The 24,896-nt window shown below is 69.3% G+C and carries 20 protein-coding genes and 4 tRNA genes; 18 read left to right on the forward strand and 6 right to left on the reverse strand.

Going from position 1 to position 24,896, the window contains the following annotated elements; all coding sequences use genetic code 11:
• Window positions 1-96: 96 nt before the first annotated feature.
• Window positions 97-588 (reverse strand): YajQ family cyclic di-GMP-binding protein, encoded by a 492-nt coding sequence (locus OO47_RS08310; RefSeq protein ID WP_030208924.1) that lies wholly within the window; start codon window positions 586-588, stop codon window positions 97-99.
• Between the two features lie 173 nt (window positions 589-761).
• On the opposite strand from OO47_RS08310, the gene OO47_RS08315 reads away from it, so the two are divergent.
• Both OO47_RS08315 and OO47_RS08320 read left to right on the forward strand, forming a co-directional pair.
• Window positions 762-843 (forward strand) — tRNA-Tyr (locus OO47_RS08315).
• A gap of 93 nt (window positions 844-936) precedes the next feature.
• Entirely contained in the window at window positions 937-1,104 is a 168-nt protein-coding gene (locus OO47_RS08320; protein ID WP_158708643.1) for a hypothetical protein, read from the forward strand.
• Between the two features lie 60 nt (window positions 1,105-1,164).
• Here OO47_RS08320 and OO47_RS08325 read toward each other — a convergent pair whose 3' ends face one another.
• Together OO47_RS08325 and OO47_RS08330 are read right to left on the reverse strand one after the other, a co-directional pair.
• On the reverse strand, window positions 1,165-1,821 hold the full coding sequence (locus OO47_RS08325) for an SDR family oxidoreductase (protein WP_030208927.1): 657 nt from the start codon (window positions 1,819-1,821) through the stop codon (window positions 1,165-1,167).
• Window positions 1,822-1,823: 2 nt separating this feature from the next.
• Window positions 1,824-3,128 (reverse strand): amidohydrolase family protein, encoded by a 1,305-nt coding sequence (locus OO47_RS08330; protein ID WP_030208930.1) that lies wholly within the window; start codon window positions 3,126-3,128, stop codon window positions 1,824-1,826.
• Window positions 3,129-3,336: 208 nt separating this feature from the next.
• On the opposite strand from OO47_RS08330, the gene OO47_RS08335 reads away from it, so the two are divergent.
• The 6 genes from OO47_RS08335 to OO47_RS08360 all read left to right on the forward strand — a co-directional run bounded on the left by OO47_RS08335 (window position 3,337) and on the right by OO47_RS08360 (window position 5,873).
• Window positions 3,337-3,409: transfer RNA gene (locus tag OO47_RS08335), tRNA-Thr, on the forward strand.
• A gap of 43 nt (window positions 3,410-3,452) precedes the next feature.
• Window positions 3,453-3,525: transfer RNA gene (locus OO47_RS08340), tRNA-Met, on the forward strand.
• Between the two features lie 89 nt (window positions 3,526-3,614).
• Entirely contained in the window at window positions 3,615-3,779 is a 165-nt protein-coding gene (rpmG, locus tag OO47_RS08345; RefSeq protein ID WP_003956487.1) for a 50S ribosomal protein L33, read from the forward strand.
• Between the two features lie 83 nt (window positions 3,780-3,862).
• Window positions 3,863-4,315: a MaoC family dehydratase N-terminal domain-containing protein gene (locus tag OO47_RS08350; protein ID WP_030208932.1), complete on the forward strand. Its 453-nt coding sequence runs from the start codon at window positions 3,863-3,865 to the stop codon at window positions 4,313-4,315.
• A gap of 2 nt (window positions 4,316-4,317) precedes the next feature.
• A complete protein-coding gene (locus tag OO47_RS08355; RefSeq protein ID WP_030208934.1) occupies window positions 4,318-4,746 on the forward strand; it encodes a MaoC family dehydratase in 429 nt (142 codons plus the stop codon).
• A gap of 65 nt (window positions 4,747-4,811) precedes the next feature.
• Window positions 4,812-5,873: a UDP-N-acetylmuramate dehydrogenase gene (locus tag OO47_RS08360; protein WP_030208936.1), complete on the forward strand. Its 1,062-nt coding sequence runs from the start codon at window positions 4,812-4,814 to the stop codon at window positions 5,871-5,873.
• Here the strand turns inward: OO47_RS08360 and OO47_RS08365 are convergent.
• Window positions 5,870-6,913: an adenosine deaminase gene (locus OO47_RS08365; protein ID WP_030208939.1), complete on the reverse strand. Its 1,044-nt coding sequence runs from the start codon at window positions 6,911-6,913 to the stop codon at window positions 5,870-5,872. The two genes, OO47_RS08360 and OO47_RS08365, sit on opposite strands and share 4 nt — an antisense overlap.
• Before the next feature lie 116 nt (window positions 6,914-7,029).
• Window positions 7,030-8,256: a pyridoxal phosphate-dependent aminotransferase gene (locus tag OO47_RS08370; RefSeq protein ID WP_030208941.1), complete on the reverse strand. Its 1,227-nt coding sequence runs from the start codon at window positions 8,254-8,256 to the stop codon at window positions 7,030-7,032.
• A gap of 203 nt (window positions 8,257-8,459) precedes the next feature.
• Between OO47_RS08370 and OO47_RS08375 the strand changes: the two genes are divergently transcribed.
• The 9 genes from OO47_RS08375 (at window position 8,460) to OO47_RS08415 (ending at window position 21,652) form a co-directional block, all read left to right on the forward strand.
• Window positions 8,460-8,532 (forward strand) — tRNA-Trp (locus OO47_RS08375).
• Between the two features lie 103 nt (window positions 8,533-8,635).
• Complete coding sequence (gene secE / locus OO47_RS08380) at window positions 8,636-8,923, forward strand: preprotein translocase subunit SecE (protein WP_033208429.1); 288 nt, start codon at window positions 8,636-8,638, stop codon at window positions 8,921-8,923.
• A gap of 44 nt (window positions 8,924-8,967) precedes the next feature.
• Window positions 8,968-9,816 (forward strand): transcription termination/antitermination protein NusG, encoded by an 849-nt coding sequence (gene nusG / locus OO47_RS08385; protein ID WP_030208947.1) that lies wholly within the window; start codon window positions 8,968-8,970, stop codon window positions 9,814-9,816.
• Window positions 9,817-9,974: 158 nt separating this feature from the next.
• A complete protein-coding gene (rplK, locus tag OO47_RS08390) occupies window positions 9,975-10,409 on the forward strand; it encodes a 50S ribosomal protein L11 (RefSeq protein WP_030208950.1) in 435 nt (144 codons plus the stop codon).
• Between the two features lie 79 nt (window positions 10,410-10,488).
• Window positions 10,489-11,217 carry a 50S ribosomal protein L1 gene (rplA, locus tag OO47_RS08395; protein ID WP_030208953.1) on the forward strand — a complete coding sequence of 243 codons (729 nt, stop codon included), beginning with the start codon at window positions 10,489-10,491 and terminating at the stop codon, window positions 11,215-11,217.
• A gap of 1,377 nt (window positions 11,218-12,594) precedes the next feature.
• Window positions 12,595-13,125 (forward strand): 50S ribosomal protein L10, encoded by a 531-nt coding sequence (gene rplJ / locus OO47_RS34785; RefSeq protein ID WP_078489544.1) that lies wholly within the window; start codon window positions 12,595-12,597, stop codon window positions 13,123-13,125.
• 113 nt (window positions 13,126-13,238) lie between these two features.
• The gene (gene rplL / locus OO47_RS08405; protein WP_030208958.1) at window positions 13,239-13,622 is read left to right on the forward strand and encodes a 50S ribosomal protein L7/L12; all 384 of its coding nucleotides are present in this window, start codon (window positions 13,239-13,241) and stop codon (window positions 13,620-13,622) included.
• A gap of 547 nt (window positions 13,623-14,169) precedes the next feature.
• Window positions 14,170-17,652 carry a DNA-directed RNA polymerase subunit beta gene (rpoB, locus tag OO47_RS08410; protein ID WP_030208961.1) on the forward strand — a complete coding sequence of 1,161 codons (3,483 nt, stop codon included), beginning with the start codon at window positions 14,170-14,172 and terminating at the stop codon, window positions 17,650-17,652.
• A gap of 100 nt (window positions 17,653-17,752) precedes the next feature.
• A complete protein-coding gene (locus tag OO47_RS08415; RefSeq protein WP_030208964.1) occupies window positions 17,753-21,652 on the forward strand; it encodes a DNA-directed RNA polymerase subunit beta' in 3,900 nt (1,299 codons plus the stop codon).
• 120 nt (window positions 21,653-21,772) lie between these two features.
• Here OO47_RS08415 and OO47_RS08420 read toward each other — a convergent pair whose 3' ends face one another.
• Window positions 21,773-24,187 (reverse strand): YfhO family protein, encoded by a 2,415-nt coding sequence (locus tag OO47_RS08420; RefSeq protein ID WP_234323108.1) that lies wholly within the window; start codon window positions 24,185-24,187, stop codon window positions 21,773-21,775.
• A 337-nt stretch (window positions 24,188-24,524) separates the two neighbouring features.
• On the opposite strand from OO47_RS08420, the gene rpsL reads away from it, so the two are divergent.
• Window positions 24,525-24,896 carry a 30S ribosomal protein S12 gene (gene rpsL, locus OO47_RS08425; RefSeq protein ID WP_003948652.1) on the forward strand — a complete coding sequence of 124 codons (372 nt, stop codon included), beginning with the start codon at window positions 24,525-24,527 and terminating at the stop codon, window positions 24,894-24,896.

A 24,896-nucleotide genomic window follows, 5' to 3' on the forward strand; every position in this document is an offset into this window, starting at 1 on the left:
CTTCCTCTCCCGCACGGGCCTTCCACGCCCAGTGTGCGGGCCCGCCGACCCGAAGGCTGGCGGGATTCGGACACGACCTTCGCCGCCGGACAGGCCCTAGCGGTAGTTCACGAACTGGATCGCGAAGTCGAAGTCCTTGCCCTTGAGGAGCGCCTGGACGGCCTGGAGGTCGTCGCGGCTCTTCGAGCTGACCCGCAGTTCGTCGCCCTGCACCTGCGCCTTGACGCCCTTGGGGCCCTCGTCGCGGATGGTCTTCGCGACCTTCTTGGCGTTCTCCTGGGAGATGCCCTCGGTGACCGAGGCGAAGAGCTTGTACTCCTTGCCGGAGAGCTGCGGCTCGCCCTCGACGTCCAGCGACTTGAGCGAGATCCCGCGCTTGATCAGCTTGGACTGGAAGATGTCGAGGATCGCCTTGACCCGCTCCTCGCCGTTCGCCTGCATGAGGATCTTCTCGCCCGACCAGGAGATCGAGGCGTTGGTCCCCTTGAAGTCGTAGCGCTGCGAGATCTCCTTGACGGCCTGGTTGAGGGCATTGTCGACCTCCTGCCGATCGACCTTGGAGACGATGTCGAAACTGGAGTCGGCCATGACTCGTGGCTCCTTGCTCGGATGCTGTGGGGTACAGCGCAAAGCCTAGGGGGTGAGCGACGGCCCGAACCGCTGATCAATCCGGTGGCGGAGCACCCCCGGGGATCAGGTATTGTTTACGTCGTTGCCACGGAGCACCGCCGGAAGGCGGATCTACAGGGCAGCGATCCCATGGCGGTGTGCCCGAGTGGCCAATGGGAGCGGACTGTAAATCCGTCGGCTTAGCCTACCCAGGTTCGAATCCTGGCGCCGCCACGCGATGAAGAAGGTCCCCGGTACTCGTACCGGGGACCTTCTCTCGTTGTGCGGGCTCTCGTCGTACGGGCCGGGGCGCTAGGGTCCCGGTCCATGGGGGCGATCGAGATCGAAGTGGGGCCGCTGGCGTGCAAGTGGTGCAAGCGGCCGGTTCCGCAGCGCCGTTGGTGGCGGCGGAGGCGGTACTGCAACGGCTGGCACCGGGTGAAGAAGTGGGTGGCCCGGATCTTCGAGTTCGTCGGAGAGGTCCTTTCCTCCTGACCTCCCGGGAACACCCCCGCGAGGTCTCCTCCTGGCCTCCCCGGGGACACCCCCGCGAGGTCAGTTTCCGGCCACCGCCTTCACCGCCACCGAGACCGGCGTCGACCCCGAGGTCAGTTCCAGGGTGAGGCCGGCCGTCGCCGGGGTCTCCAGGAGTTCCGCGACGACCGCCGCCACGTCGTCGCGGGGGACCGGGCCGCGGCCCGTGCGGGCCTCCAGGCGGACCAGGCCCGTGCCCGCGTCGTTCGTGAGGGCGCCGGGGCGCAGGATCATCCAGTCCAGGGCCGTGCGCGAACGGATCTCGTCGTCCGCCGCGCCCTTGGCCCGCAGGTAGGTGTCGAAGACCTCCTCGCCCGGGTGGGACGCGTCCGCGCCCATCGAGGAGACGACCACGTACCGCCGCACCCCCGCCCGTTCCGCCGCGTCCGCGAGGAGCACCGCGGCCCCCCGGTCCACCGTGTCCTTGCGGTCCGCGCCGCTGCCCGGGCCCGCGCCCGCGGCGAAGACCACCGCGTCCGCGCCCCGCAGGGCGTCGGCCACCATGTGGGACGAGGCCGTCTCCAGGTCCAGGACGACGGGCTCGGCGCCCGCCTCCCGCAGGTCCGCCGCCTGCTCCGGCCGGCGGATGATCCCCGCCGGTTCGTGTCCGCCCGCCGAGAGCAGCCTCTCCAGGCGCAGGGCGATCTGTCCGTGTCCTCCAGCGATGACGATGCGCATACTCACGACCGTACGACGGGACCGGCCTGCGGGCTCCCCGGCTCGGGCGGCCGCTTCGTCCGCGCCTGCCGCGGCAGGTCGAGCGCCGCCGCCGAGTCGCAGTACTCCCGCACCGCGCTCGTCCGCGCCACCACCCGCCCCCGGTGCACCACGATCCGGCTGTACGCCAGGGACAGCACGCCCGCCAGCCGCTCGCCCCGCACCGCCAGGAGCTCCGCCGGGAAGCCCGCCTCCACCCGCACCTCCGGAAGCCCGAGGACCGCCCGCGCCTCCGCGCCCACCGCCCCGTACGCCTCCTCCGGCGCGAGCCCGCCCTGCGACGCCAGCAGGTACGCCGCCTCCAGCGGGTCCCCGCGCCCCACCGGGTTCGCCGCGTCCCGCAGCGCCCCGCTCCCGGCCGCCACCCGCACCCCCGCCGCCCGCAGCAGCCCCACCGGCGCCACGCCCCGCGACCCCGCGTCCCGGCACCCGCCCTGCGGCAGGCACACCACCGCCACGCCGGCCGCCGCCAGCCGCTCGGCCGCCCGACCCGCCACCCCGGCGGGGAGCCGGGCCAGCCCCGCGCACGGTCCGATCGTCACCCCGGCCCCCAGCCCCCCGGCCATCGCCGCCAGCCGGGCCAGCCACGCCGGATCGTCCCCCTCCGTGTGCAGGTCCACCGGTACGCCGTGCTCCGCCGCGACCTCCAGGGCCGCCGCCACGTGCCCGGCCGGATCGGGGTCCAGGTCCGGCCGGCCACCGACCGCGACCGCACCCCTCCGCACCGCGTCCCGCAGCAGCGCCCGCCCGTCCGCGCCCGCCGCCCCGGTCAGCAGCCGGGGTACGGCGACGGGCAGCAGCTCGCCGAGGCCGTGCAGCGAACGCCGGGCCCGGAGCACCTCCTCCAGCGGCCCGAGGCCCTGCCCGTCGTCGATCCGCACGTGCGCGCGCAGCGCGGTCGCGCCGTGCCCGAGCTGGAGCAGCGCGGCCTCCGTGGCCCGGCGCCGCACCTCCTCCCCGTCGTACGGGACGCCGTACGACACGGGCCCGGGGCCGGGGGAGCCGGCGGAGAACGCCGTGTCGGCGTGCGCGTGGGGCTCGGCGGGCGCGGGCAGCAGCAGATACCCCGTGAGGTCCACCCGGGCGCCCGCGGTCACGGGCCCGAGGCCGCCCGCCGCCCCGACGGCCTCGATCCGGTCGCCCGCGATCCGTACGTCCACGGTCCGCCCGTCGGCGAGCCGCGCGCGCGAGAGCAGGAGCGAGGTCGTGCCGGCGCCGGTCGCGGCCCCGTCCTCGGGCGGTTGGGGCTGCTTCCTGTCGGCTGACATCCGGCTCCTCAGGCCTCCTCGGGATCGGGTACCACCCGGCGTGCGCCCGAGCCTAGGGGCGCCCGCGGTGACCTGCGGGGAAGGGCGCGGCGGGGGTACCCGATCGGGGCACGAGTGGCGTACGTGACACCGGACGGGAAGGGTCGCAGCGGCTCCGGGAAACGGATTTGGGAGATGGGCCGGGGACCGTGTAATGTCTTCCTCGCTCGCCCCAATAGCTCAGTCGGTAGAGCGTCTCCATGGTAAGGAGAAGGTCTACGGTTCGATTCCGTATTGGGGCTCTGGTGAGAAGGACCCGCCTTCGGGCGGGATCCGGATCATCAAAGCGGTGTAGCTCAGTCGGTAGAGCAAGCGGCTCATAATCGCTGTGTCACCGGTTCAAGTCCGGTCACCGCTACACACGGTAGCCGATTGTGGGGTCGGTCCTTCGATCGGCTACCCTTTTATGCGTTCATCCGTCCAACCGTCCGTCCAAGGAGCACTCACGTGGCTGCCACCGACGTCCGCCCGAAGATCACGCTGGCCTGCGTGGAGTGCAAGGAGCGGAACTACATCACCAAGAAGAACCGGCGTAACAACCCGGACCGTCTTGAGATGAAGAAGCACTGCCCTCGCTGCAACTCGCACACCGCGCACCGCGAGACGCGCTAACCAGGCTCGTACACGAGGCCGTCCCCTTTCCGGGGGCGGCCTCGTGTCGTTTGTCGGCAACAGATCCAGGAGGTATCGAGTCCATGGCGCTCGACCAGTCCTTCGTGGGCCGGACCTATCCGCCCACCCCGCCCTACGAGGTCGGCCGCGAGAAGATCCGCGAATTCGCCGAGGCGATCGGGGACGCCAACCCCGCGTACACCGACACCGAGGCGGCCAAGGCACTCGGCCACCCCGACGTGATCGCCCCGCCCACCTTCGTGTTCGCCATCACGTTCAAGGCGGCCGGACAGGTCGTGGAGGACCCGCAGCTCGGCCTCGACTACAGCCGGGTCGTCCACGGCGACCAGAAGTTCGCCTACACCCGTCCCGTACGGGCCGGCGACCGGCTCTCGGTCACCTCCACCATCGAGGCGGTCAAGTCCCTCGCCGGCAACGACATCCTGGACATCCGCGGCGAGGTCCACGACGAGACCGGCGAGCACGTCGTCACCGCCTGGACCAAGCTCGTCTCCCGAGCGCCCGAGGAGGCCTGACCATGACCGCGAAGATCGCCTACGACGAGGTCGAGGTCGGCACCGAGCTGCCCGCGCGGACCTTCCCCGTGACCCGCGCCACCCTCGTCCGGTACGCCGGCGCCTCCGGGGACTTCAACCCCATCCACTGGAACGAGAAGTTCGCGGTCGAGGTCGGCCTGCCCGACGTCATCGCCCACGGCATGTTCACCATGGCCGAGGCGATCCGCGTCGTCACCGACTGGGCCGGCGACCCCGCCGCCGTCGTCGAGTACGGCGTCCGCTTCACCAAGCCCGTCGTCGTCCCCAACGACGACACCGGCGCCCTGATCGAGGTCGCCGCCAAGGTCGCCGCCAAGCTGGACGACGGCCTGGTACGGGTGGACCTCACCGCGACCAGCGCGGGCCAGAAGGTCCTGGGGATGAGCCGGGCCGTGGTGCGGCTCGCCTGAGACCCGCACTTGCGTACGGGGTGCGATCGCAGCCGCGGTCGCACCCCGTACGTACTCTTGTCCTCGTGCAGCTCCTCAATGACGCCCCCCTCGCCCCCCTCACCACCTTCCGCCTCGGCGGCCCCGCCTCCCGCCTCGTCACCGCCACCACCGACGACGAGGTGATCGCGGCCGTCCGCGAGGCCGACGACGCCGGGACGCCGCTGCTGGTCATCGGCGGCGGATCCAACCTGGTCATCGGGGACAAGGGCTTCGACGGCACCGCGCTGCGGATCGCCACCACCGGCTTCTCCCTCGACGGGACCCGCCTGGAGCTGGCCGCCGGAGAGGTCTGGACGGACGCCGTCGCGCGGACCGTCGAGGCCGGCCTCGCCGGGATCGAGTGCCTGGCCGGGATCCCCGGCTCGGCCGGGGCCACCCCGATCCAGAACGTCGGCGCGTACGGGCAGGACGTCTCCGCCACCGTAACCGAGGTCGTCGCGTACGACCGGACCACCCGCGAGACGGTCACGCTCACCAACGCCGAGTGCGCCTTCTCGTACCGGCACAGCCGCTTCAAGGAACACCCCGAGCGGTACGTCGTGCTGCGGGTCCGCTTCGAGCTCGAGGACGCCGACGGGCTCTCCGCGCCGCTCCGGTACGCCGAGACCGCCCGCGCCCTCGGCGTCGGGGCCGGCGACCGCGTCCCGCTCGCCGCCGCCCGCGAGACCGTCCTGAAGCTGCGCGCCGGGAAGGGCATGGTCCTGGACCCGGAGGACCACGACACCTGGTCGGCCGGCTCCTTCTTCACCAACCCGATCCTCGACCCCGAGCAGTACGAGGCCTTCCTCGCGCGCGTGGCCGGGCGCCTCGGCCCCGACGTCACCCCGCCCGCCTTCCCCGCCGGGGACGGGAGCGACCGCGTCAAGACCTCGGCGGCCTGGCTGATCGACCGGGCCGGGTTCACCAAGGGGTACGGCACCGGGCCCGCCCGGATCTCCACCAAGCACACGCTCGCCCTCACCAACCGGGGCGAGGCGACCACCGAGGACCTGCTCGCCCTCGCCCGCGAGGTCGTCGCCGGAGTCAGGGACGCCTTCGGGATCACCCTCGTCAACGAGCCCGTCACGGTGGGCGTCGAGCTCTAGGACAGGCCCCGGGCGGGATCGGCGCCGATCCAGTCGTCGATCCCCGCCAGCAGCTTCTCCCGTACGCCCTCCGGTGCCGCCGAGCCCCGTACCGACTGCCGGGCCAGTTCCGCCAGTTCCGCGTCCGTGAAGCCGTGGTGCCGGCGGGCGATCTCGTACTGGGCCGCCAGGCGGGAGCCGAAGAGCAGCGGGTCGTCCGCGCCGAGCGCCATCGGCACCCCCGCCTCGAAGAGGGTCCGCAGCGGTACGTCCTCGTGCCGCTCGTACACCCCGAGGGCCACGTTCGACGCCGGGCAGACCTCGCAGGTCACCCCGCGCTCGGCGAGCCTGCGCAGCAGCCCCGGGTCCTCCGCCGCCCGCACCCCGTGGCCGACCCGCGCCGCCCGCAGGTCGTCCAGGCAGTCCCGCACCGACGCCGGACCCGTCAGCTCGCCGCCGTGCGGGGCCGCGAGCAGACCGCCGTCCCGGGCGATCGCGAAGGCCCGGTCGAAGTCCCGGGCCATGCCCCGGCGCTCGTCGTTGGAGAGCCCGAAGCCCACCACGCCCCGGTCCGCGAACCGCACCGCGAGACGGGCCAGGGTGCGCGCCTCCAGGGGGTGCTTCATCCGGTTCGCCGCCACCAGGACCCGCATCCCGAGCCCGGTGTCCCGGGACGCCGACTCGACCGCGTCCAGGATGATCTCCAGGGCCGGGATGAGCCCGCCGAGGTGCGGGGCGTACGAGGTGGGGTCGACCTGGATCTCCAGCCACCCCGAGCCGTCCCTGACGTCCTCCTCGGCCGCCTCCCGGACGAGCCGCCGGATGTCCTCCGGCGCGCGCAGGCAGGAGCGGGCGATGTCGTAGAGCCGCTGGAAGCGGAACCAGCCGCGCTCGTCGGTCGCCCGCAGCTTCGGGGGCGTACCGCTGCTCAGCGCTTCGGGGAGGTGCACGCCGTACTTGTCGGCCAGCTCGATCAGCGTCGTGGGCCGCATCGAACCGGTGAAGTGCAGGTGCAGATGGGCCTTGGGCAACAGGGTGAGGTCGCGGTAGTCGTGCTCCATCGACCGATCCTGCCGCACCCGAACGGGCGAAGACAGCCCCTTTCCCCGATCGGGTTCCTCCCGAACGCAGAAACGGGCCCCGGTTCGGAGGAACCGGGGCCCGTGCACGGCTGCGATCAGTCCGTCGCCTCCGCCAGGAGCTTCTGGATCCGGGACACGCCCTCCACCAGGTCCTCGTCGCCGAGCGCGTACGACAGGCGCAGGTAGCCGGGGGTGCCGAAGGCCTCGCCCGGGACGACCGCGACCTCGGCCTCGTCCAGGATCAGGGCGGCCAGCTCGACCGAGCTCTGCGGGCGCTTGCCGCGGATCTCCTTGCCGAGCAGCTCCTTGACCGAGGGGTACACGTAGAACGCGCCCTCCGGGGTCGGGCAGACGACGCCGTCGATCTCGTTCAGCATCCGCACGATCGTCCGGCGGCGCCGGTCGAAGGCGGTGCGCATCTCCGCGACCGCGTCCAGGTTCCCGGAGACGGCGGCGAGCGCGGCGACCTGCGCGACGTTGCTCACGTTGGACGTGGCGTGCGACTGCAGGTTCGTGGCGGCCTTCACGACGTCCTTGGGGCCGACGATCCACCCGACGCGCCAGCCCGTCATCGCGTACGTCTTCGCCACGCCGTTGACCACGACGCACTTGTCGCGCAGCTCGGGCACGATCGCCGGCAGCGAGGTGAACTTCGCGTCGCCGTAGACCAGGTGCTCGTAGATCTCGTCCGTCAGGACCCACAGGCCGTGCTCGACGGCCCAGCGGCCGATCGCCTCGGCGTCGGCCTCGCTGTAGACGGCGCCGGTCGGGTTCGAGGGGGAGACGAAGAGGACGACCTTGGTCTTCTCCGTGCGGGCCGCCTCCAGCTGCTCCACCGAGACCCGGTAGCCGGTCGTCTCGTCGGCCACGACCTCGACCGGGACGCCGCCCGCGAGGCGGATCGACTCGGGGTACGTCGTCCAGTACGGCGCCGGGACGATGACCTCGTCGCCCGGGTCGAGGATCGCGGCGAAGGCCTCGTAGATCGCCTGCTTGCCGCCGTTGGTCACCAGGATCTGGGACGCGTCGACCTCGTAGCCGGAGTCGCGCAGCGTCTTGGCGGCGATGGCGGACTTCAGCTCGGGCAGGCCGCCGGCCGGGGTGTAGCGGTGGTACTTGGGGTTCTTGCAGGCCTCCACGGCCGCCTCGACGATGTAGTCGGGGGTCGGGAAGTCGGGCTCGCCCGCGCCGAAACCGATCACCGGGCGGCCGGCGGCCTTGAGGGCCTTGGCCTTGGCGTCTACGGCGAGGGTGGCGGACTCGGAGATCGCACCGATCCGGGCGGAGACCCGACGCTCGGTGGGAGGGGTAGCAGCGCTCATGCGGCCATCGTCCCAGACCGCCTCGGCGGCGGACACACAGGTTTCACGGAGCGGACAGGAACGGTCATTCCCGGTCGTACGCGCGCCCGTCGGCAGGTCGGCGCGGTTTCTGTTCGACGTAGGGGCCCATGACCACGTATGCTCACTCCTCGTTGGTCCGCACCGGCCGCGTCTCACGATGCGGTAGGTTGGGTAACTGACAAAGGGTCGTAGCTCAATTGGTAGAGCACCGGTCTCCAAAACCGGCGGTTGGGGGTTCAAGTCCCTCCGGCCCTGCTACACACACCGCCAGGTGTTGTGCGCATGTACGTACTTCATTGCACCGCCGTGCGGCTCCACCCGGGCGCGGCACGGCCGACCCGGAATCAGGTGAGACATCGTGACGGACGCCGTAGGCTCCATCGACACGCCTGATGCCGACGACGAGACGGCGGAGTCGAAGAAGAAGTCCCGCAAGGGCGGAAAGCGCGGGAATAAGGGCCCCCTGGGCCGCCTCGCGCTCTTCTACCGCCAGATCATCGCCGAGCTCCGCAAGGTCGTCTGGCCCACGCGCAGCCAGCTGTCGACGTACACCACCGTGGTGATCATCTTCGTCGTCATCATGATCGGCCTCGTCACCGTGATTGACTATGGCTTCCAGGAAGCAGTCAAGTACGTCTTCGGCTGACTTTTTGTTCCACCCCATCTGTATCGCAGGAAGAAGCAGCCACCGTGTCTGACGCGAACCTGAACGACGCCTTCGAGTCCGAGTCCGTCGAGGACGAGCTGGACATCGTCGAGGCCGCCGACGAGGACCGGGCCGACGCTGCTGACGACGCTGCGGACGAGGCCGCCGCCGACGAGACCGTCGAGGACGAGCTCGCCGAGGACGAGGCCGACGCCGACGAGGCCGCCGCCGAGGCCGGGGAAGAGACCGAGGAGGAGGCCGAGGAGGCCGCTCCGGTCGACCCGGTCGCCGCGCTCCGCGAGGAGCTGCGCACCCTTCCCGGCGAGTGGTACGTCATCCACACCTACGCGGGCTACGAGAAGCGCGTGAAGGCCAACCTGGAGCAGCGCGCCGTCTCGCTCAACGTCGAGGACTTCATCTACCAGGCCGAGGTCCCCGAGGAAGAGATCGTCCAGATCAAGGGCGGCGAGCGGAAGAACGTCAAGCAGAACAAGCTCCCCGGCTACGTGCTCGTCCGCATGGACCTCACGAACGAGTCCTGGGGCGTCGTCCGCAACACCCCCGGCGTCACCGGCTTCGTGGGCAACGCCTACGACCCGTACCCGCTGACCCTGGACGAGATCGTCAAGATGCTCGCCCCGGAGGCCGAGGAGAAGGCCGCCCGCGAAGCCGCCGAGGCCGAGGGCAAGCCGGCTCCGGCCCGCAAGCTGGAGGTCCAGGTCCTGGACTTCGAGGTCGGCGACTCGGTCACCGTCACCGACGGCCCCTTCGCCACCCTCCAGGCCACGATCAACGAGATCAACGCCGACTCGAAGAAGGTCAAGGGCCTCGTCGAGATCTTCGGCCGCGAGACCCCGGTCGAGCTCAGCTTCGACCAGATCCAGAAGAACTGATCCCACGGTTTTCCGACCAGGTCAGAGTGGCTGTCGCAGCCGCTCTGACCTGCTCGGTTTTTAGCCGCACGTGTATACCCGTTATCGTGGTGCGGTATGCCTCCATCCGGATGTCCGGGTGGCGGGCTGAACACTCTCACTAGGACCCGGAGAGAGCAATGCCTCCCAAGAAGAAGAAGGTCACGGGGCTGATCAAGCTCCAGATCAACGCCGGTGCGGCCAACCCGGCCCCGCCGGTCGGCCCCGCGCTGGGTCAGCACGGCGTCAACATCATGGAGTTCTGCAAGGCCTACAACGCCGCGACCGAGTCGCAGCGCGGCATGGTCGTGCCGGTGGAGATCACGGTCTACGAGGACCGTTCCTTCACCTTCATCACCAAGACCCCGCCGGCCGCGAAGCTGATCCTCAAGGCCGCTGGTGTGGACAAGGGCTCCGGCGAGCCGCACAAGACCAAGGTCGCCAAGCTCACGGCCGCCCAGGTCCGCGAGATCGCCTCGGTCAAGCTCCCCGACCTGAACGCCAACGACCTCGACGCCGCGTCGAAGATCATCGCCGGCACCGCCCGTTCCATGGGCATCACGGTCGAGGGCTGATCACCCCCCTCGTGATCCAGTGGTAGGACCAAGCGCTGGTCCGCACCACGACTCCACACCTGAACCAACAGGAGAAGAAGTGAAGCGCAGCAAGGCTCTCCGCGGCGCGGACGCCAAGGTCGACCGCGAGCGGAACTACGCTCCCCTCGAGGCCGTCCGTCTCGCCAAGGACACCGCCACCACGAAGTTCGACGGCACCGTCGAGGTCGCCTTCCGCCTGGGTGTCGACCCGCGCAAGGCCGACCAGATGGTCCGTGGCACCGTGAACCTCCCGCACGGCACCGGCAAGACCGCCCGGGTCCTGGTCTTCGCGACCGGTGAGCGTGCCGAGGCCGCGATCGCCGCGGGCGCCGACATCGTCGGCTCCGACGAGCTCATCGACGAGATCTCCAAGGGCAACCGCCTGAACGAGTTCGACGCCGTGGTGGCCACTCCGGACCTCATGGGCAAGGTCGGCCGCCTCGGCCGCGTCCTCGGCCCGCGTGGTCTCATGCCGAACCCCAAGGTCGGCACCGTCACCCCCGATGTCGCCAAGGCTGTCAACGACATCAAGGGCGGCAAGATCGAGTTCCGCGTCGACAAGCACTCGAACCTGCACTTCATCATCGGCAAGGTCTCCTTCGACGAGACGAAGCTGGTCGAGAACTACGCCGCGGCCCTGGAGGAGATCCTCCGTCTGAAGCCGTCCGCCGCCAAGGGACGCTACATCAAGAAGGCGACCCTGACGACGACGATGGGCCCCGGCATCCCGCTGGACTCCAACCGCACCCGCAACCTCCTCGTCGAGGAGGACCCGGCCGCGGTCTGAGCCCCATCGGCTCGCTGAAGTGGTCAGCCGGCCCCGTACCTCTCCGGAGGTGCGGGGCCGGCTCTTTGCTACGGTCCGAGAGATCGTGAAGAACTGAACGACATGAACGACCAGGGGTGGGGAACCATGAGCAAGTCCGCATGGAAGCGCGCGGGCGTCGTCCTGACGGCAGCCGCCGTCGTGACGGGCCTCGCGGGCTGTCAGGACGACGGCGGGGACAAGGGGGAGAAGAAGGCGGCGGCTCCGGCCCCCGCCACGACGCCCGCCGCGCCGCGGACGCAGACCCTCGGCGAGGCCACGGAGGTCATCCGGGCCGCGTACACGAAGACCGCCGGGGCCAAGGCCGCCAAGGTGAAGATGACGATGAGCATGACCGGCCTCGGGGAGGAGTCCGGCACGGCCGAGATGACCGGCGTCCAGGGCTGGAACCCCGCGGTGATGGACATCACCATGAAGGGCTCCCTGCTCACCGCGGGCGACCCGGGCGCCCCGGAGCAGTCCCGCATGATCATCCTCGACGACGTCACGTACGTGGACATGGGCGCCGAGAAGGCCGCCGAGCGGGACGGCAAGCGCTGGATGAAGCTGGACACGAAGGCCGCCGCCGAGGCTTCCGGCGACCCGGCGACGCAGAAGCAGATGACCGGCGGAGCTCTGGGGAACATGAACCAGGACCCGGCGCAGCAGCTCGCCCTGCTGCTCGACTCCCCGGACCTCAAGCACGTGGGGGCCGAGAAGATCAACGGCATGGAGACGCAGCACTACAAGGGCACGCTCACCTTCGAGCAGATGCTCAAGGCCAACAAGACGTCCGAGCTCCTCTCCAAGAAGGACCACGACGCCCTCATAGCCGCCGTGAAGCTGGCCGGGCTCAAGGGGTACGACACCGAGGTCTGGGTCAACGAGGACGGCTACCCGGCCCGTATGAACGTCGACATGAACATGGGCTTCGGCTCGATGAAGCTCCGCGCCGACTACAGCGACTACGGCACCGCGACCGCCGTCAAGGCCCCGCCGGCCAAGGACACCTACGACCTCCTCGAGATGCTGAAGGAGCTGGAAAGGCCTGGAAGGCACGGAGGGGCTGGAAGGGCTGGAGGAGCCGGAAGGGCTGACGGAGGGCTGATTTGCCCCTGGCCGACCCGGTCACGTACTCTTCCACAGAAGCCAAAGACCGCTGGTCGTCTCTGCGCCCGTTCGGGTGCGGTGGCCGAAGGATTCGCTGAGAGATGCGAACGACCCGCGCAGGTGACTGTGGAAGAGTTCCCGATTCCTTGTGAAACGGTCGAGCTGAGCCCCGTGCGCCTGCGCCCGGGGCGTTTTGTTTTGTTCAGCCCCTTCCGAGCGGTCCCATCACCCGGAAGGAGGCCGACGCTTATGGCAAGGCCCGACAAGGCTGCCTCGGTGGCCGAGCTGGAGGACCAGTTCCGCAGCTCGAACGCCGCTGTGCTGACCGAGTACCGGGGTCTCACCGTCGCGCAGCTCAAGACGCTGCGTCGTTCGCTCGGTGAGAACGCCCAGTACGCCGTGGTGAAGAACACGCTGACCAAGATTGCGGCCAACCAGGCCGGGATCACCGCGCTGGACGAGCACTTCGCTGGTCCGACCGCGGTCGCCTTCGTCACCGGTGACCCGGTGGAGTCGGCGAAGGCCCTGCGTGACTTCGCCAAGGAGAACCCGAACCTCATCATCAAGGGCGGTGTCCTTGACGGTAAGGCGCTCTCCGCGGATGAGATCAAGAAGCTCGCGGACCTCGAGTCCCGCGAGGTTCTGCTCAGCAAGCTGGCCGGCGCGTTCAAGGGCAAGCAGTCCCAGACTGCCTCGCTCTTCCAGGCGCTGCCGTCGAAGTTCGTCCGCACCGCGGAGGCGCTTCGCGTCAAGCTCGCCGAGCAGGGCGGTGCCGAGTAACTCGGCTCGCGCATTGACCCGCGCCGCCTAGCGCGCGGGTCGCAGCGGGCCGACAGTACGCCCGCCTCTACATACATCCGGCACCTGCCGAATTAGTGGAAGGATCGCCCATCATGGCGAAGCTCTCTCAGGACGACCTCCTCGCCCAGTTCGAGGAGATGACCCTCATCGAGCTCTCCGAGTTCGTGAAGGCCTTCGAGGAGAAGTTCGACGTCACCGCCGCCGCGGCCGTCGCCGTCGCCGGTCCGGCCGGCCCGGGCGCCCCGGCCGAGGTCGCCGAGGAGAAGGACGAGTTCGACGTCATCCTCACCGGCGCCGGTGACAAGAAGATCCAGGTCATCAAGGTCGTGCGTGAGCTGACCTCCCTGGGCCTGAAGGAGGCCAAGGACCTCGTCGACGGCACCCCGAAGCCGGTCCTCGAGAAGGTCAACAAGGAGGCCGCTGACAAGGCCGCCGAGGCCCTCAAGGGCGCCGGTGCCTCCGTCGAGGTCAAGTAACACCTCCTCGGGTCACGAGCTGACTCCGGTCCCCGTGTAACGCGGGGGCCCCGAAGGGCGATCATCCACATGGGTGGTCGCCTTTCGGCGTTCCCGGGTACGGGCGTGGCGGGCGTCCGGAGGGGCGCCGGAAGCGGAGTATGGTGATCTTCGCCGTGCGCCCCGCGGGACGGGGCCCCTTGACGAACCGCACGCAGCGCGCAATTCTCAGGACGCGTCGTCACAACGATCCGTATCCGAGGCATGGATCGACGGCGGAACGGGCAGTATCGAGGTGCGCCGCACGGCGCGAGGTAGCGCGGAGTTGAGAGCAACGAGGGTCGCGAAGAACTCGCCCTGGACATCAGTGAGCCAAGTGGCTACACTGACCCTTTGCGCTGCCTGTTAGCTGCCCCCTGCCCGTCACCAGGGGCATACCTTCGCATCCGTTTCATCGGCCGACCCCTTCTGACCTGGCCTTTCGGTCATTTCAGGAAACGTCTGCCCTGAAGCTCTGCTGGGGACCGGTACGCGCGTAGTGAGTCCGAGCCCTCGGAAGGACCCCCTCTTGGCCGCCTCGCGCAACGCCTCGACCAATACGAACAACGGCGCAAGCACCGCCCCGCTGCGCATCTCCTTTGCAAAGATCAAGGAGCCCCTCGAGGTTCCGAACCTCCTCGCGCTGCAGACCGAGAGCTTTGACTGGCTGCTCGGCAACGCCGCCTGGAAGGCTCGCGTCGAGGCTGCCCTTGAGTCGGGACAGGACGTCCCCACGAAGTCCGGCCTGGAGGAGATCTTCGAGGAGATCTCCCCGATCGAGGACTTCTCCGGGTCGATGTCGCTGACCTTCCGCGACCACCGCTTCGAGCCGCCGAAGAACTCGATCGACGAGTGCAAGGACCGTGACTTCACGTACGGCGCCCCGCTCTTCGTCACCGCCGAGTTCACCAACAACGAGACCGGCGAGATCAAGTCCCAGACGGTCTTCATGGGCGACTTCCCGCTCATGACCAACAAGGGCACCTTCGTCATCAACGGCACCGAGCGTGTCGTCGTGTCGCAGCTCGTCCGCTCCCCGGGCGTCTACTTCGACTCCTCGATCGACAAGACGTCCGACAAGGACATCTTCTCCGCCAAGATCATCCCGTCCCGGGGTGCCTGGCTGGAGATGGAGATCGACAAGCGCGACCTGGTCGGCGTCCGCATCGACCGCAAGCGCAAGCAGTCCGTCACCGTCCTCCTGAAGGCCCTCGGCTGGACCACCGAGCAGATCCTCCAGGAGTTCGGCGAGTACGAGTCCATGCGCGCCACCCTGGAGAAGGACCACACCCAGGGCCAGGACGACGCGCTGCTCGACATCTACCGCAAGCTCCGCCCGGGCGAGCCGCCGACCCGCGAGGCCGCCCAGACGCTGCTCGAGAACCTCTACTTCAACCCGAAGCGCTACGACCTCGCGAAGGTCGGCCGCTACAAGGTGAACAAGAAGCTCGGCGCGGACGAGCCGCTGGACGCCGGCGTCCTCACCACCGACGACATCATCGCCACGATCAAGTACCTCGTGAAGCTCCACGCGGGCGAGACCGAGACGATCGGTGAGAACGGCAACGAGATCGTCGTCGAGACCGACGACATCGACCACTTCGGCAACCGCCGCCTGCGCAACGTCGGCGAGCTGATCCAGAACCAGGTCCGTACGGGTCTCGCCCGTATGGAGCGCGTCGTGCGCGAGCGCATGACCACCCAGGACGTCGAGGCGATCACGCCGCAGACCCTGATCAACATCCGGCCGGTCGTCGCCTCCATCAAGGAGTTCTTCGGCACCAGCCAGCTGTCGCAGTTCATGGACCAGAACAACCCGCTGTCGGGTCTGACGCACAAGCGTCGCCTCTCGGCGCTCGGTCCCGGCGGTCTGTCCCGTGAGCGGGCCGGCTTCGAGGTCCGAGACGTGCACCCGTCCCACTACGGACGCATGTGCCCGATCGAGACCCCCGAAGGCCCGAACATCGGTCTGATCGGTTCGCTCGCCTCGTACGGCCGCGTCAACGCGTTCGGCTTCATCGAGACGCCGTACCGCAAGGTCGTCGACGGCCAGGTCACCGACGAGGTCGACTACGTCACCGCCGACGAGGAGGACCGCTTCGTCATCGCGCAGGCCAACGCCGCGCTCGACGACGAGCTGCGCTTCTCCGAGAACCGCGTCCTGGTCCGCAAGCGCGGCGGCGAGGTCGACTACGTCGAGCCGTCGGACGTGGACTACATGGACGTCTCGCCGCGCCAGATGGTGTCGGTCGCGACCGCCATGATCCCCTTCCTGGAGCACGACGACGCCAACCGCGCCCTCATGGGCGCGAACATGATGCGTCAGGCGGTGCCGCTGATTAAGTCGGAGGCCCCGCTCGTCGGCACCGGCATGGAGTACCGCTGCGCCACCGACGCCGGCGACGTGCTCAAGGCCGAGAAGGACGGCGTCGTCCAGGAGCTGTCGGCCGACTACATCACGGTCGCCAACGACGACGGCACGTACATCACGTACCGCCTGCACAAGTTCTCCCGCTCGAACCAGGGCACCTCGGTGAACCAGAAGGTCGTCGTGGACGAGGGCGACCGCGTCATCGAGGGCCAGGTCCTCGCCGACGGCCCCGCCACCGAAGACGGCGAGATGGCGCTCGGCAAGAACCTGCTCGTGGCGTTCATGCCGTGGGAGGGCCACAACTACGAGGACGCGATCATCCTGTCGCAGCGCCTCGTGCAGGACGACGTCCTCTCCTCGATCCACATCGAGGAGCACGAGGTCGACGCCCGTGACACCAAGCTGGGCCCCGAGGAGATCACCCGGGACATCCCGAACGTCTCCGAGGAGGTCCTCGCCGACCTCGACGAGCGCGGCATCATCCGCATCGGTGCCGAAGTCGTCGCCGGCGACATCCTGGTCGGCAAGGTCACGCCGAAGGGCGAGACCGAGCTGACCCCGGAGGAGCGCCTGCTCCGCGCGATCTTCGGCGAGAAGGCCCGCGAGGTCCGCGACACCTCCCTGAAGGTGCCCCACGGCGAGATCGGCAAGATCATCGGCGTGCGCGTCTTCGACCGCGAGGAGGGCGACGAGCTTCCCCCGGGCGTGAACCAGCTGGTCCGCGTCTACGTCGCCCAGAAGCGCAAGATCACCGACGGTGACAAGCTCGCCGGCCGTCACGGCAACAAGGGCGTCATCTCGAAGATCCTGCCGATCGAGGACATGCCGTTCCTGGAGGACGGCACCCCGGTCGACATCATCCTCAACCCGCTCGGCGTCCCGTCCCGAATGAACCCGGGACAGGTCCTGGAGATCCACCTCGGCTGGCTCGCCAGCCGCGGCTGGGACGTCTCCGGCCTCGCCGACGAGTGGGCGCAGCGCCTCCAGGCCATCGGCGCCGACCAGGTCGCCCCCGGCACCAACGTCGCCACCCCGGTCTTCGACGGCGCGCGCGAGGACGAGCTCGCGGGTCTGCTCCAGCACACCATCCCGAACCGCGACGGCGAGCGCATGGTGCTCCCGTCCGGCAAGGCGAGGCTGTTCGACGGCCGCTCCGGCGAGCCGTTCCCGGACCCGATCTCCGTCGGGTACATGTACATCCTCAAGCTCCACCACCTGGTCGACGACAAGCTGCACGCGCGTTCGACCGGCCCGTACTCGATGATCACCCAGCAGCCGCTGGGTGGTAAGGCCCAGTTCGGTGGCCAGCGCTTCGGTGAGATGGAGGTGTGGGCGCTGGAGGCTTACGGCGCCGCGTACGCCCTCCAGGAGCTGCTGACGATCAAGTCCGACGACGTGACCGGCCGCGTGAAGGTCTACGAGGCCATCGTCAAGGGCGAGAACATCCCTGAGCCCGGCATCCCCGAGTCCTTCAAGGTGCTCATCAAGGAGATGCAGTCCCTGTGCCTCAACGTGGAGGTGCTGTCCTCGGACGGCATGTCCATCGAGATGCGCGACACCGACGAGGACGTCTTCCGCGCAGCGGAGGAGCTCGGCATCGACCTGTCCCGGCGCGAGCCGAGCAGCGTCGAAGAGGTCTGACGGGAGTCCGGCCGGGGGGACCCGTACAGGTCCCCCCGCCGGCCCCAGGACCCCCGTATCAGACCCACAGCCTTACAACCCTGAGAGGGATTGACGCATAGTGCTCGACGTCAACTTCTTCGACGAGCTCCGGATCGGTCTGGCCACCGCTGACGACATCCGTCAGTGGAGCCACGGCGAGGTCAAGAAGCCGGAGACCATCAACTACCGTACGCTCAAGCCCGAGAAGGACGGACTCTTCTGCGAGAAGATCTTCGGTCCGACCCGGGACTGGGAGTGCTACTGCGGCAAGTACAAGCGCGTCCGCTTCAAGGGCATCATCTGCGAGCGGTGTGGCGTCGAGGTCACCCGCGCGAAGGTGCGCCGCGAGCGGATGGGCCACATCGAGCTCGCCGCCCCCGTCACCCACATCTGGTACTTCAAGGGCGTCCCGTCGCGCCTCGGGTACCTGCTCGACCTCGCCCCGAAGGACCTGGAGAAGGTCATCTACTTCGCGGCGTACATGATCACGTACGTCGACGACGAGCGCCGTACGCGTGACCTGCCCTCGCTGGAGGCGCACGTCTCCGTCGAGCGCCAGCAGATCGAGAACCGTCGCGACTCCGACCTGGAGGCCCGCGCCAAGAAGCTCGAGAACGACCTCGCCGAGCTGGAGGCCGAGGGCGCCAAGGCCGACGTGCGCCGCAAGGTGCGCGAGGGCGCCGAGCGCGAGATGAAGCAGCTGCGCGACCGCGCGCAGCGCGAGATCGACCGTCTGGACGAGGTCTGGTCGCGCTTCAAGAACCTCAAGGTCCAGGACCTGGAGGGCGACGAGCTCCTCTACCGCGAGCTGCGTGACCGCTTCGGCACGTACTTCGACGGCTCGATGGGCGCCGCGGCGCTGCAGAAGCGCCTGGAGTCCTTCGACCTGGAGGAGGAGGCCGAGCGCCTCCGCGAGATCATCCGCACCGGCAAGGGCCAGAAGAAGACCCGTGCGCTCAAGCGCCTCAAGGTCGTCTCCGCGTTCCTGCAGACCGCGAACAGCCCCAAGGGCATGGTCCTCGACTGCGTGCCGGTCATCCCGCCGGACCTGCGTCCGATGGTGCAGCTGGACGGTGGCCGCTTCGCGACCTCCGACCTGAACGACCTGTACCGCCGCGTGATCAACCGCAACAACCGCCTGAAGCGGCTTCTCGACCTCGGCGCGCCCGAGATCATCGTGAACAACGAGAAGCGCATGCTCCAGGAGGCCGTCGACGCGCTCTTCGACAACGGCCGTCGTGGTCGCCCGGTCACGGGCCCCGGCAACCGTCCGCTGAAGTCGCTGTCCGACATGCTCAAGGGCAAGCAGGGTCGTTTCCGTCAGAACCTGCTCGGCAAGCGAGTCGACTACTCGGCCCGTTCCGTCATCGTCGTCGGCCCGCAGCTCAAGCTGCACCAGTGCGGTCTGCCGAAGGCCATGGCCCTGGAGCTCTTCAAGCCGTTCGTGATGAAGCGCCTGGTCGACCTGAACCACGCGCAGAACATCAAGTCGGCGAAGCGCATGGTCGAGCGCGGCCGCACGGTCGTGTACGACGTCCTCGAAGAGGTCATCGCGGAGCACCCGGTCCTCCTGAACCGTGCGCCCACGCTGCACCGCCTCGGCATCCAGGCCTTCGAGCCGCAGCTGGTCGAGGGCAAGGCCATCCAGATCCACCCGCTCGTCTGCACCGCGTTCAACGCGGACTTCGACGGTGACCAGATGGCCGTCCACCTGCCGCTCTCCGCGGAGGCGCAGGCCGAGGCCCGCATCCTGATGCTGTCCTCGAACAACATCCTCAAGCCGGCCGACGGCCGCCCGGTCACGATGCCGACCCAGGACATGGTCCTCGGTCTGTTCTTCCTGACCACCGACGGCGACCTCCGTGACACCAAGGGCGAGGGCCGCGCGTTCGGCTCCACGGCCGAGGCGATCATGGCGTTCGACGCCGGCGAGCTCGCGCTGCAGTCGCCGATCGACATCCGCTTCCCGGTGGGCACCATCCCGCCGCGCGGCTGGACCCCGCCGGCGCGCGAGGAGGGCGAGCCCGAGTGGCAGCAGGGGGACTCGTTCCGCCTGCGCACCACCCTGGGCCGCGCGCTCTTCAACGAGCTGCTGCCCGAGGACTACCCGTTCGTCGACTACTCGGTGGGCAAGAAGCAGCTCTCCGAGATCGTCAACGACCTGGCCGAGCGCTACCCCAAGGTCATCGTGGCGGCGACGCTCGACAACCTGAAGGCGGCGGGCTTCTACTGGGCGACCCGCTCCGGCGTCACCGTGGCCATCTCCGACGTCGTCGTCCCCGAGGCGAAGAAGGAGATCGTCGCCGGGTACGAGGCGCAGGACGAGAAGGTCCAGAAGCAGTACGAGCGCGGTCTGATCACCAAGGAAGAGCGCACGCAGGAGCTCATCGCGATCTGGACCAAGGCGACCAACGAGGTCGCCGAGGCGATGAACGCGAACTTCCCCAAGACCAACCCCATCTTCATGATGGTCGACTCGGGTGCCCGAGGAAACATGATGCAGATGCGGCAGATCGCGGGTATGCGCGGTCTGGTGTCGAACGCGAAGAACGAGACCATCCCGCGTCCCATCAAGGCGTCCTTCCGCGAGGGCCTGTCCGTCCTCGAGTACTTCATCTCGACGCACGGTGCCCGTAAGGGTCTCGCCGACACCGCCCTGCGCACCGCCGACTCGGGTTACCTGACCCGTCGTCTGGTGGACGTCTCGCAGGACGTCATCATCCGCGAGGAGGACTGCGGCACCGAGCGCGGTCTGAAGCTGCGGATCGCGGCGAAGGACGAGACGGGTGTCCTGCGCAAGACCGAGGACGTCGAGACCTCCGTGTACGCGCGGATGCTCGCCGAGGACGTCGTCGTGGACGGCAAGGTCATCGCGCCGGCCAACGTCGACCTGGGTGACGTGCTCATCGACGCCCTGGTCAACGCGGGCGTCGAGGAGGTCAAGACCCGTTCGGTCCTGACCTGCGAGTCCGCCGTCGGCACCTGTGCGTTCTGCTACGGCCGTTCGCTCGCCACCGGCAAGCTGGTCGACATCGGTGAGGCGGTCGGCATCATCGCCGCCCAGTCCATCGGTGAGCCCGGTACCCAGCTGACGATGCGTACCTTCCACACCGGTGGTGTGGCCGGTGACGACATCACCCAGGGTCTGCCCCGTGTCGTCGAGCTCTTCGAGGCCCGGCAGCCGAAGGGTGTCGCCCCGATCTCGGAGGCGGCCGGCCGCGTCCGCATCGAGGAGACCGAGAAGACCAAGAAGATCGTCGTCACCCCGGACGACGGCACCGACGAGACGGCCTACCCGATCTCGAAGCGTGCCCGTCTGCTCGTGGGCGAGGGCGACCACGTCGAGGTGGGCCAGAAGCTCACCGTGGGTGCCACCAACCCGCACGACGTGCTCCGGATCCTCGGTCAGCGCGCGGTCCAGGTCCACCTGGTCGGCGAAGTCCAGAAGGTCTACAACTCGCAGGGCGTGTCGATCCACGACAAGCACATCGAGATCATCATCCGGCAGATGCTGCGCCGCGTGACGATCATCGAGTCCGGCGACGCGGAGCTGCTTCCGGGCGAGCTGGTCGAGCGGTCGAAGTTCGAGACCGAGAACCGTCGTGTGGTCACCGAGGGCGGTCACCCCGCCTCCGGCCGTCCGCAGCTGATGGGCATCACCAAGGCCTCGCTGGCGACGGAGTCCTGGCTGTCGGCCGCCTCCTTCCAGGAGACGACCCGAGTGCTGACGGACGCGGCGATCAACGCCAAGTCCGACAGCCTCATCGGCCTCAAGGAGAACGTCATCATCGGTAAGCTCATCCCGGCCGGTACGGGTCTGTCCCGCTACCGCAACATCCGGGTCGAGCCGACCGAGGAGGCCAAGGCCGCGATGTACTCGGCCGTCGGCTACGACGACATCGACTACTCGCCGTTCGGCTCGGGCTCCGGCCAGGCCGTTCCGCTGGAGGACTACGACTACGGCCCGTACAACGGCTGAGGGTCGTCCGTCTGACGAAGAAGCCCCCCGCCGCTCCGAGAGGAGCGGCGGGGGGCTTCTTCGTGTGCGTGCCGTACGGCCTTCCTCCCCCGGGGGCGGGGCCCCGGGGGAGGGGGGAGGTCACTCCGCCGGTGCGCCGGTACGGGCCCGGCGGCGGGCGACCACGGTGACGGCGATCAGGGTGAGCAGGGCCAGGGCCGAGGCCGCCAGACCGGGCAGGAAGCCCTTGGGCGTGAAGGTGCAGGAGACCTTCTCGGCGCCGGAGGAGAGGTCCAGGGCCACCAGGCCGTGGAACTCCTTCCGGGGGGCCGAGCACTGCCAGCCGGGGACGTCGGTCATGGCGAACACGGCGGTGCCGGTGCTGCCGGCGGGCAGGACGGCCTCGATGGTGTGGCCGCCGGCCTTCACCTCGGTGGCCCCGGTGGCGGTGAGGGTCCGCACGGCCCTGTCGAGGGCGGAGCGGTCCAGGCAGCCGATCGGGTACTCCGGGGCGTCGGCGTCGCTCCTGGTCCTGACGGTGGCCTCGACGGTGCCGTTCGCGGGGACCGGGCCCAGCCCGACGACCCCGGTGAGGCGGTCTTCGAGGTGCAGGGCGGTGCCGGCGGCGGTGAGGGTGCCCTTGAGGGCGGGGGAGTACCAGTAGGCCTCGGTGCCGGGGCGGCAGGTCGCGGTGTACGTCCGGGTGGTGCCGGCGTCGGTGCGGGTCGTGCGGGGCACCTGGTACACGGCGCTGCCCAGGACGTCCTCCTGGTGGGCCCAGACGCTGCCGGCCGGGGCGGGCGACGTGAAGGCGGCGCCGCGGACGGTCACGAGCGGGGGCGCGGGGAAGGTCCGGCCGGCCCAGGCGTTCTTCTTCCCGGGGACCGGGGCGACCCGGGCGCCGATGGAGAAGACGGCGTCCAGGACCGGGTTGTCGGCGCCGAAGAAGGTGCGGCCGTCGTTCTTGTAGCCGTAGCCCAGCGGCTCCAGGGCCCGGAAGGTGGTCTCGGGCAGGTAGCTGCTGTAGTACTGCGGGCCCTCCGCCCGGAGGGCGAGCGCGTCGTTGTACGAGGTCTGCGGCTGGCCCGAGTCCGTCCGGTACGCGGGCCAGCCGTCCACGGAGCGGACGGCGTCGAAGTGCGCGGCGATCGACTTGCTCGACGTGACGGCCGGCTTGGCCCACCGCTCCCGGACCCGCTTCTCGTCCGCGTTGAAGGCGGACAGGGCGGACTCGGCGAAGACGACGCCGGCCATCAGCACGGCGGCGACCGGTATCAGGACGCGCCGGCGCTCGCCCGCTCCCAGCAGGAGCAGCGCGAGCAGGGACAGCGCGCCGCCGCCCAGGACCGCGTACCAGGTCTCCACCGAGAAGTCGTCGGTGTTCCGGAGCAGGAAGGTGGCCGCGACCATGATCCCCGTCGCGATCGCCAGGTGCAGCGGGCGCGGGCGGTGGGCCAGCGACAGCCAGGCCAGGATCACCAGCAGCCCGCTGAACACGAAGGCCTCGCGGTACGGGTTGCCGTTCGGGACCGCGAGGCCGTGCCAGACGTACTGGGTCGGCGGGAACTGGAACGAGGCCGCCACCAGCACCACGGCCAGGCCCCACGCCAGTCGCGTCTTCTTCGCGATCGCGGAGTTCATCAGGAAGGCGAGCGCCAGGATCAGGCCCAGGGAGGCGATGTAGAGCCTCGGTCGGCCGCCCCAGAGGTGGGTGGCGGGCAGCATCCCGGTGAGGAAGACGTCCAGCCGCTGCGGGTCGAACTCGGCCGCCTTGGTGGGCTGGGCGGCGCCGCTGGAGAGGAAGGCGGGGAGCAGCAGCGGCAGGGTGAGCAGGATGCCGGTGGCGGCCGCGGTGGCGGCCCGGAACAGGGCGCGCAGCCGCTGCCGGCCGGTCATGTCCAGGGTGACGAGGCGGACGGCCAGCAGGACGCAGGCCGCCATCGTCGCCATCATCCCGGTGTAGAAGTTGCCCAGCCAGGCCAGCGCCACGAGCAGGGTGACGCCCGGCCAGCGCCGCTCCTCCAGGCACCACTCGACGGCGATCCCCAGCAGGGGGAGCGCGACCAGGCCCCACAGCCACATCGGGATGTACGAGGCGTCGCTGAGCGCCCACCCGCACAGTCCGTACGCCGCGCCGAGCACTCCGCGCTGCCACCAGGGGCCCGGCACGAGCCGGCCCAGGTAGACGGCCATCACCGCGGCGGCCAGGCCCATGGTGAGCGGGGAGACGGCGAAGACCACCAGGTCCACGTGGTTCCGCGGCACCAGGGTCACCAGCCAGGAGAACGGGTTGCCCAGGTAGGTGTGGTAGTCGGACAGGAACTGCTGTCCGAAGGCCCCCCGCCAGGTGAACAGCGCGTCACCGGCGGCCTGCCCGTGCACCAGGTCCCAGAGCGCCCGGTGGAAGGGGATGTACTGGTTGGCCTGGTCGTTGATGGCCCGCCCGGTGTTCCCGAAGGGGAAGCTGCCGCGCAGCGCCCACGCCGTGCAGAACGCTACGGAGGTGAGGGCGAAGGCGAGCAGGGGGGCGTACAGCCGCTTGATCCGGCTCGCCAATGTGTAGCTCCCTGAAACTCGATACGATGACTCGTTCGGACAGTTTAGGTGTCGGCCCGGAGGGCCCCGCCGGGCGCCCGGGGCCGGTGCGCGCAGGGGTCCTGGGCATTTGTTTTGACCGGAGTCCGTGCGATAGGTACGCTCAAGCCTTGTGCCTGGGGTGTGCCTGGGCTCGTGTGCGTGTCCTCAACCGCACGGCGAGTTCTGCACCGGCCACCGTGGTCCGCGCTTTTTCCCGCCGTCGGCGGGGGTCCGCGAGATTCGACACACCCGACCGCGTGGGTCGGTGAATGTTCCAGGTTAGTTTTACCGACGGCACACAGAAACCGGAGAAGTAGTGCCTACGATCCAGCAGCTGGTCCGCAAGGGCCGGCAGGACAAGGTCGAGAAGAACAAGACGCCCGCACTCGAGGGTTCCCCTCAGCGTCGCGGCGTCTGCACGCGTGTGTTCACGACCACCCCGAAGAAGCCGAACTCGGCCCTCCGCAAGGTCGCGCGTGTGCGTCTGACCTCCGGCATCGAGGTCACGGCCTACATCCCGGGTGAGGGTCACAACCTGCAGGAGCACTCCATCGTGCTCGTGCGCGGTGGCCGTGTGAAGGACCTGCCGGGTGTTCGCTACAAGATCATCCGCGGTTCCCTCGACACGCAGGGCGTCAAGAACCGTAAGCAGGCTCGCAGCCGCTACGGCGCCAAGAAGGAGAAGTAA

Origin of the sequence: Streptomyces bikiniensis, from assembly GCF_000716625.1 — a bacterium.
Classification (GTDB): Bacteria; Actinomycetota; Actinomycetes; order Streptomycetales; family Streptomycetaceae; genus Streptomyces; species Streptomyces bikiniensis.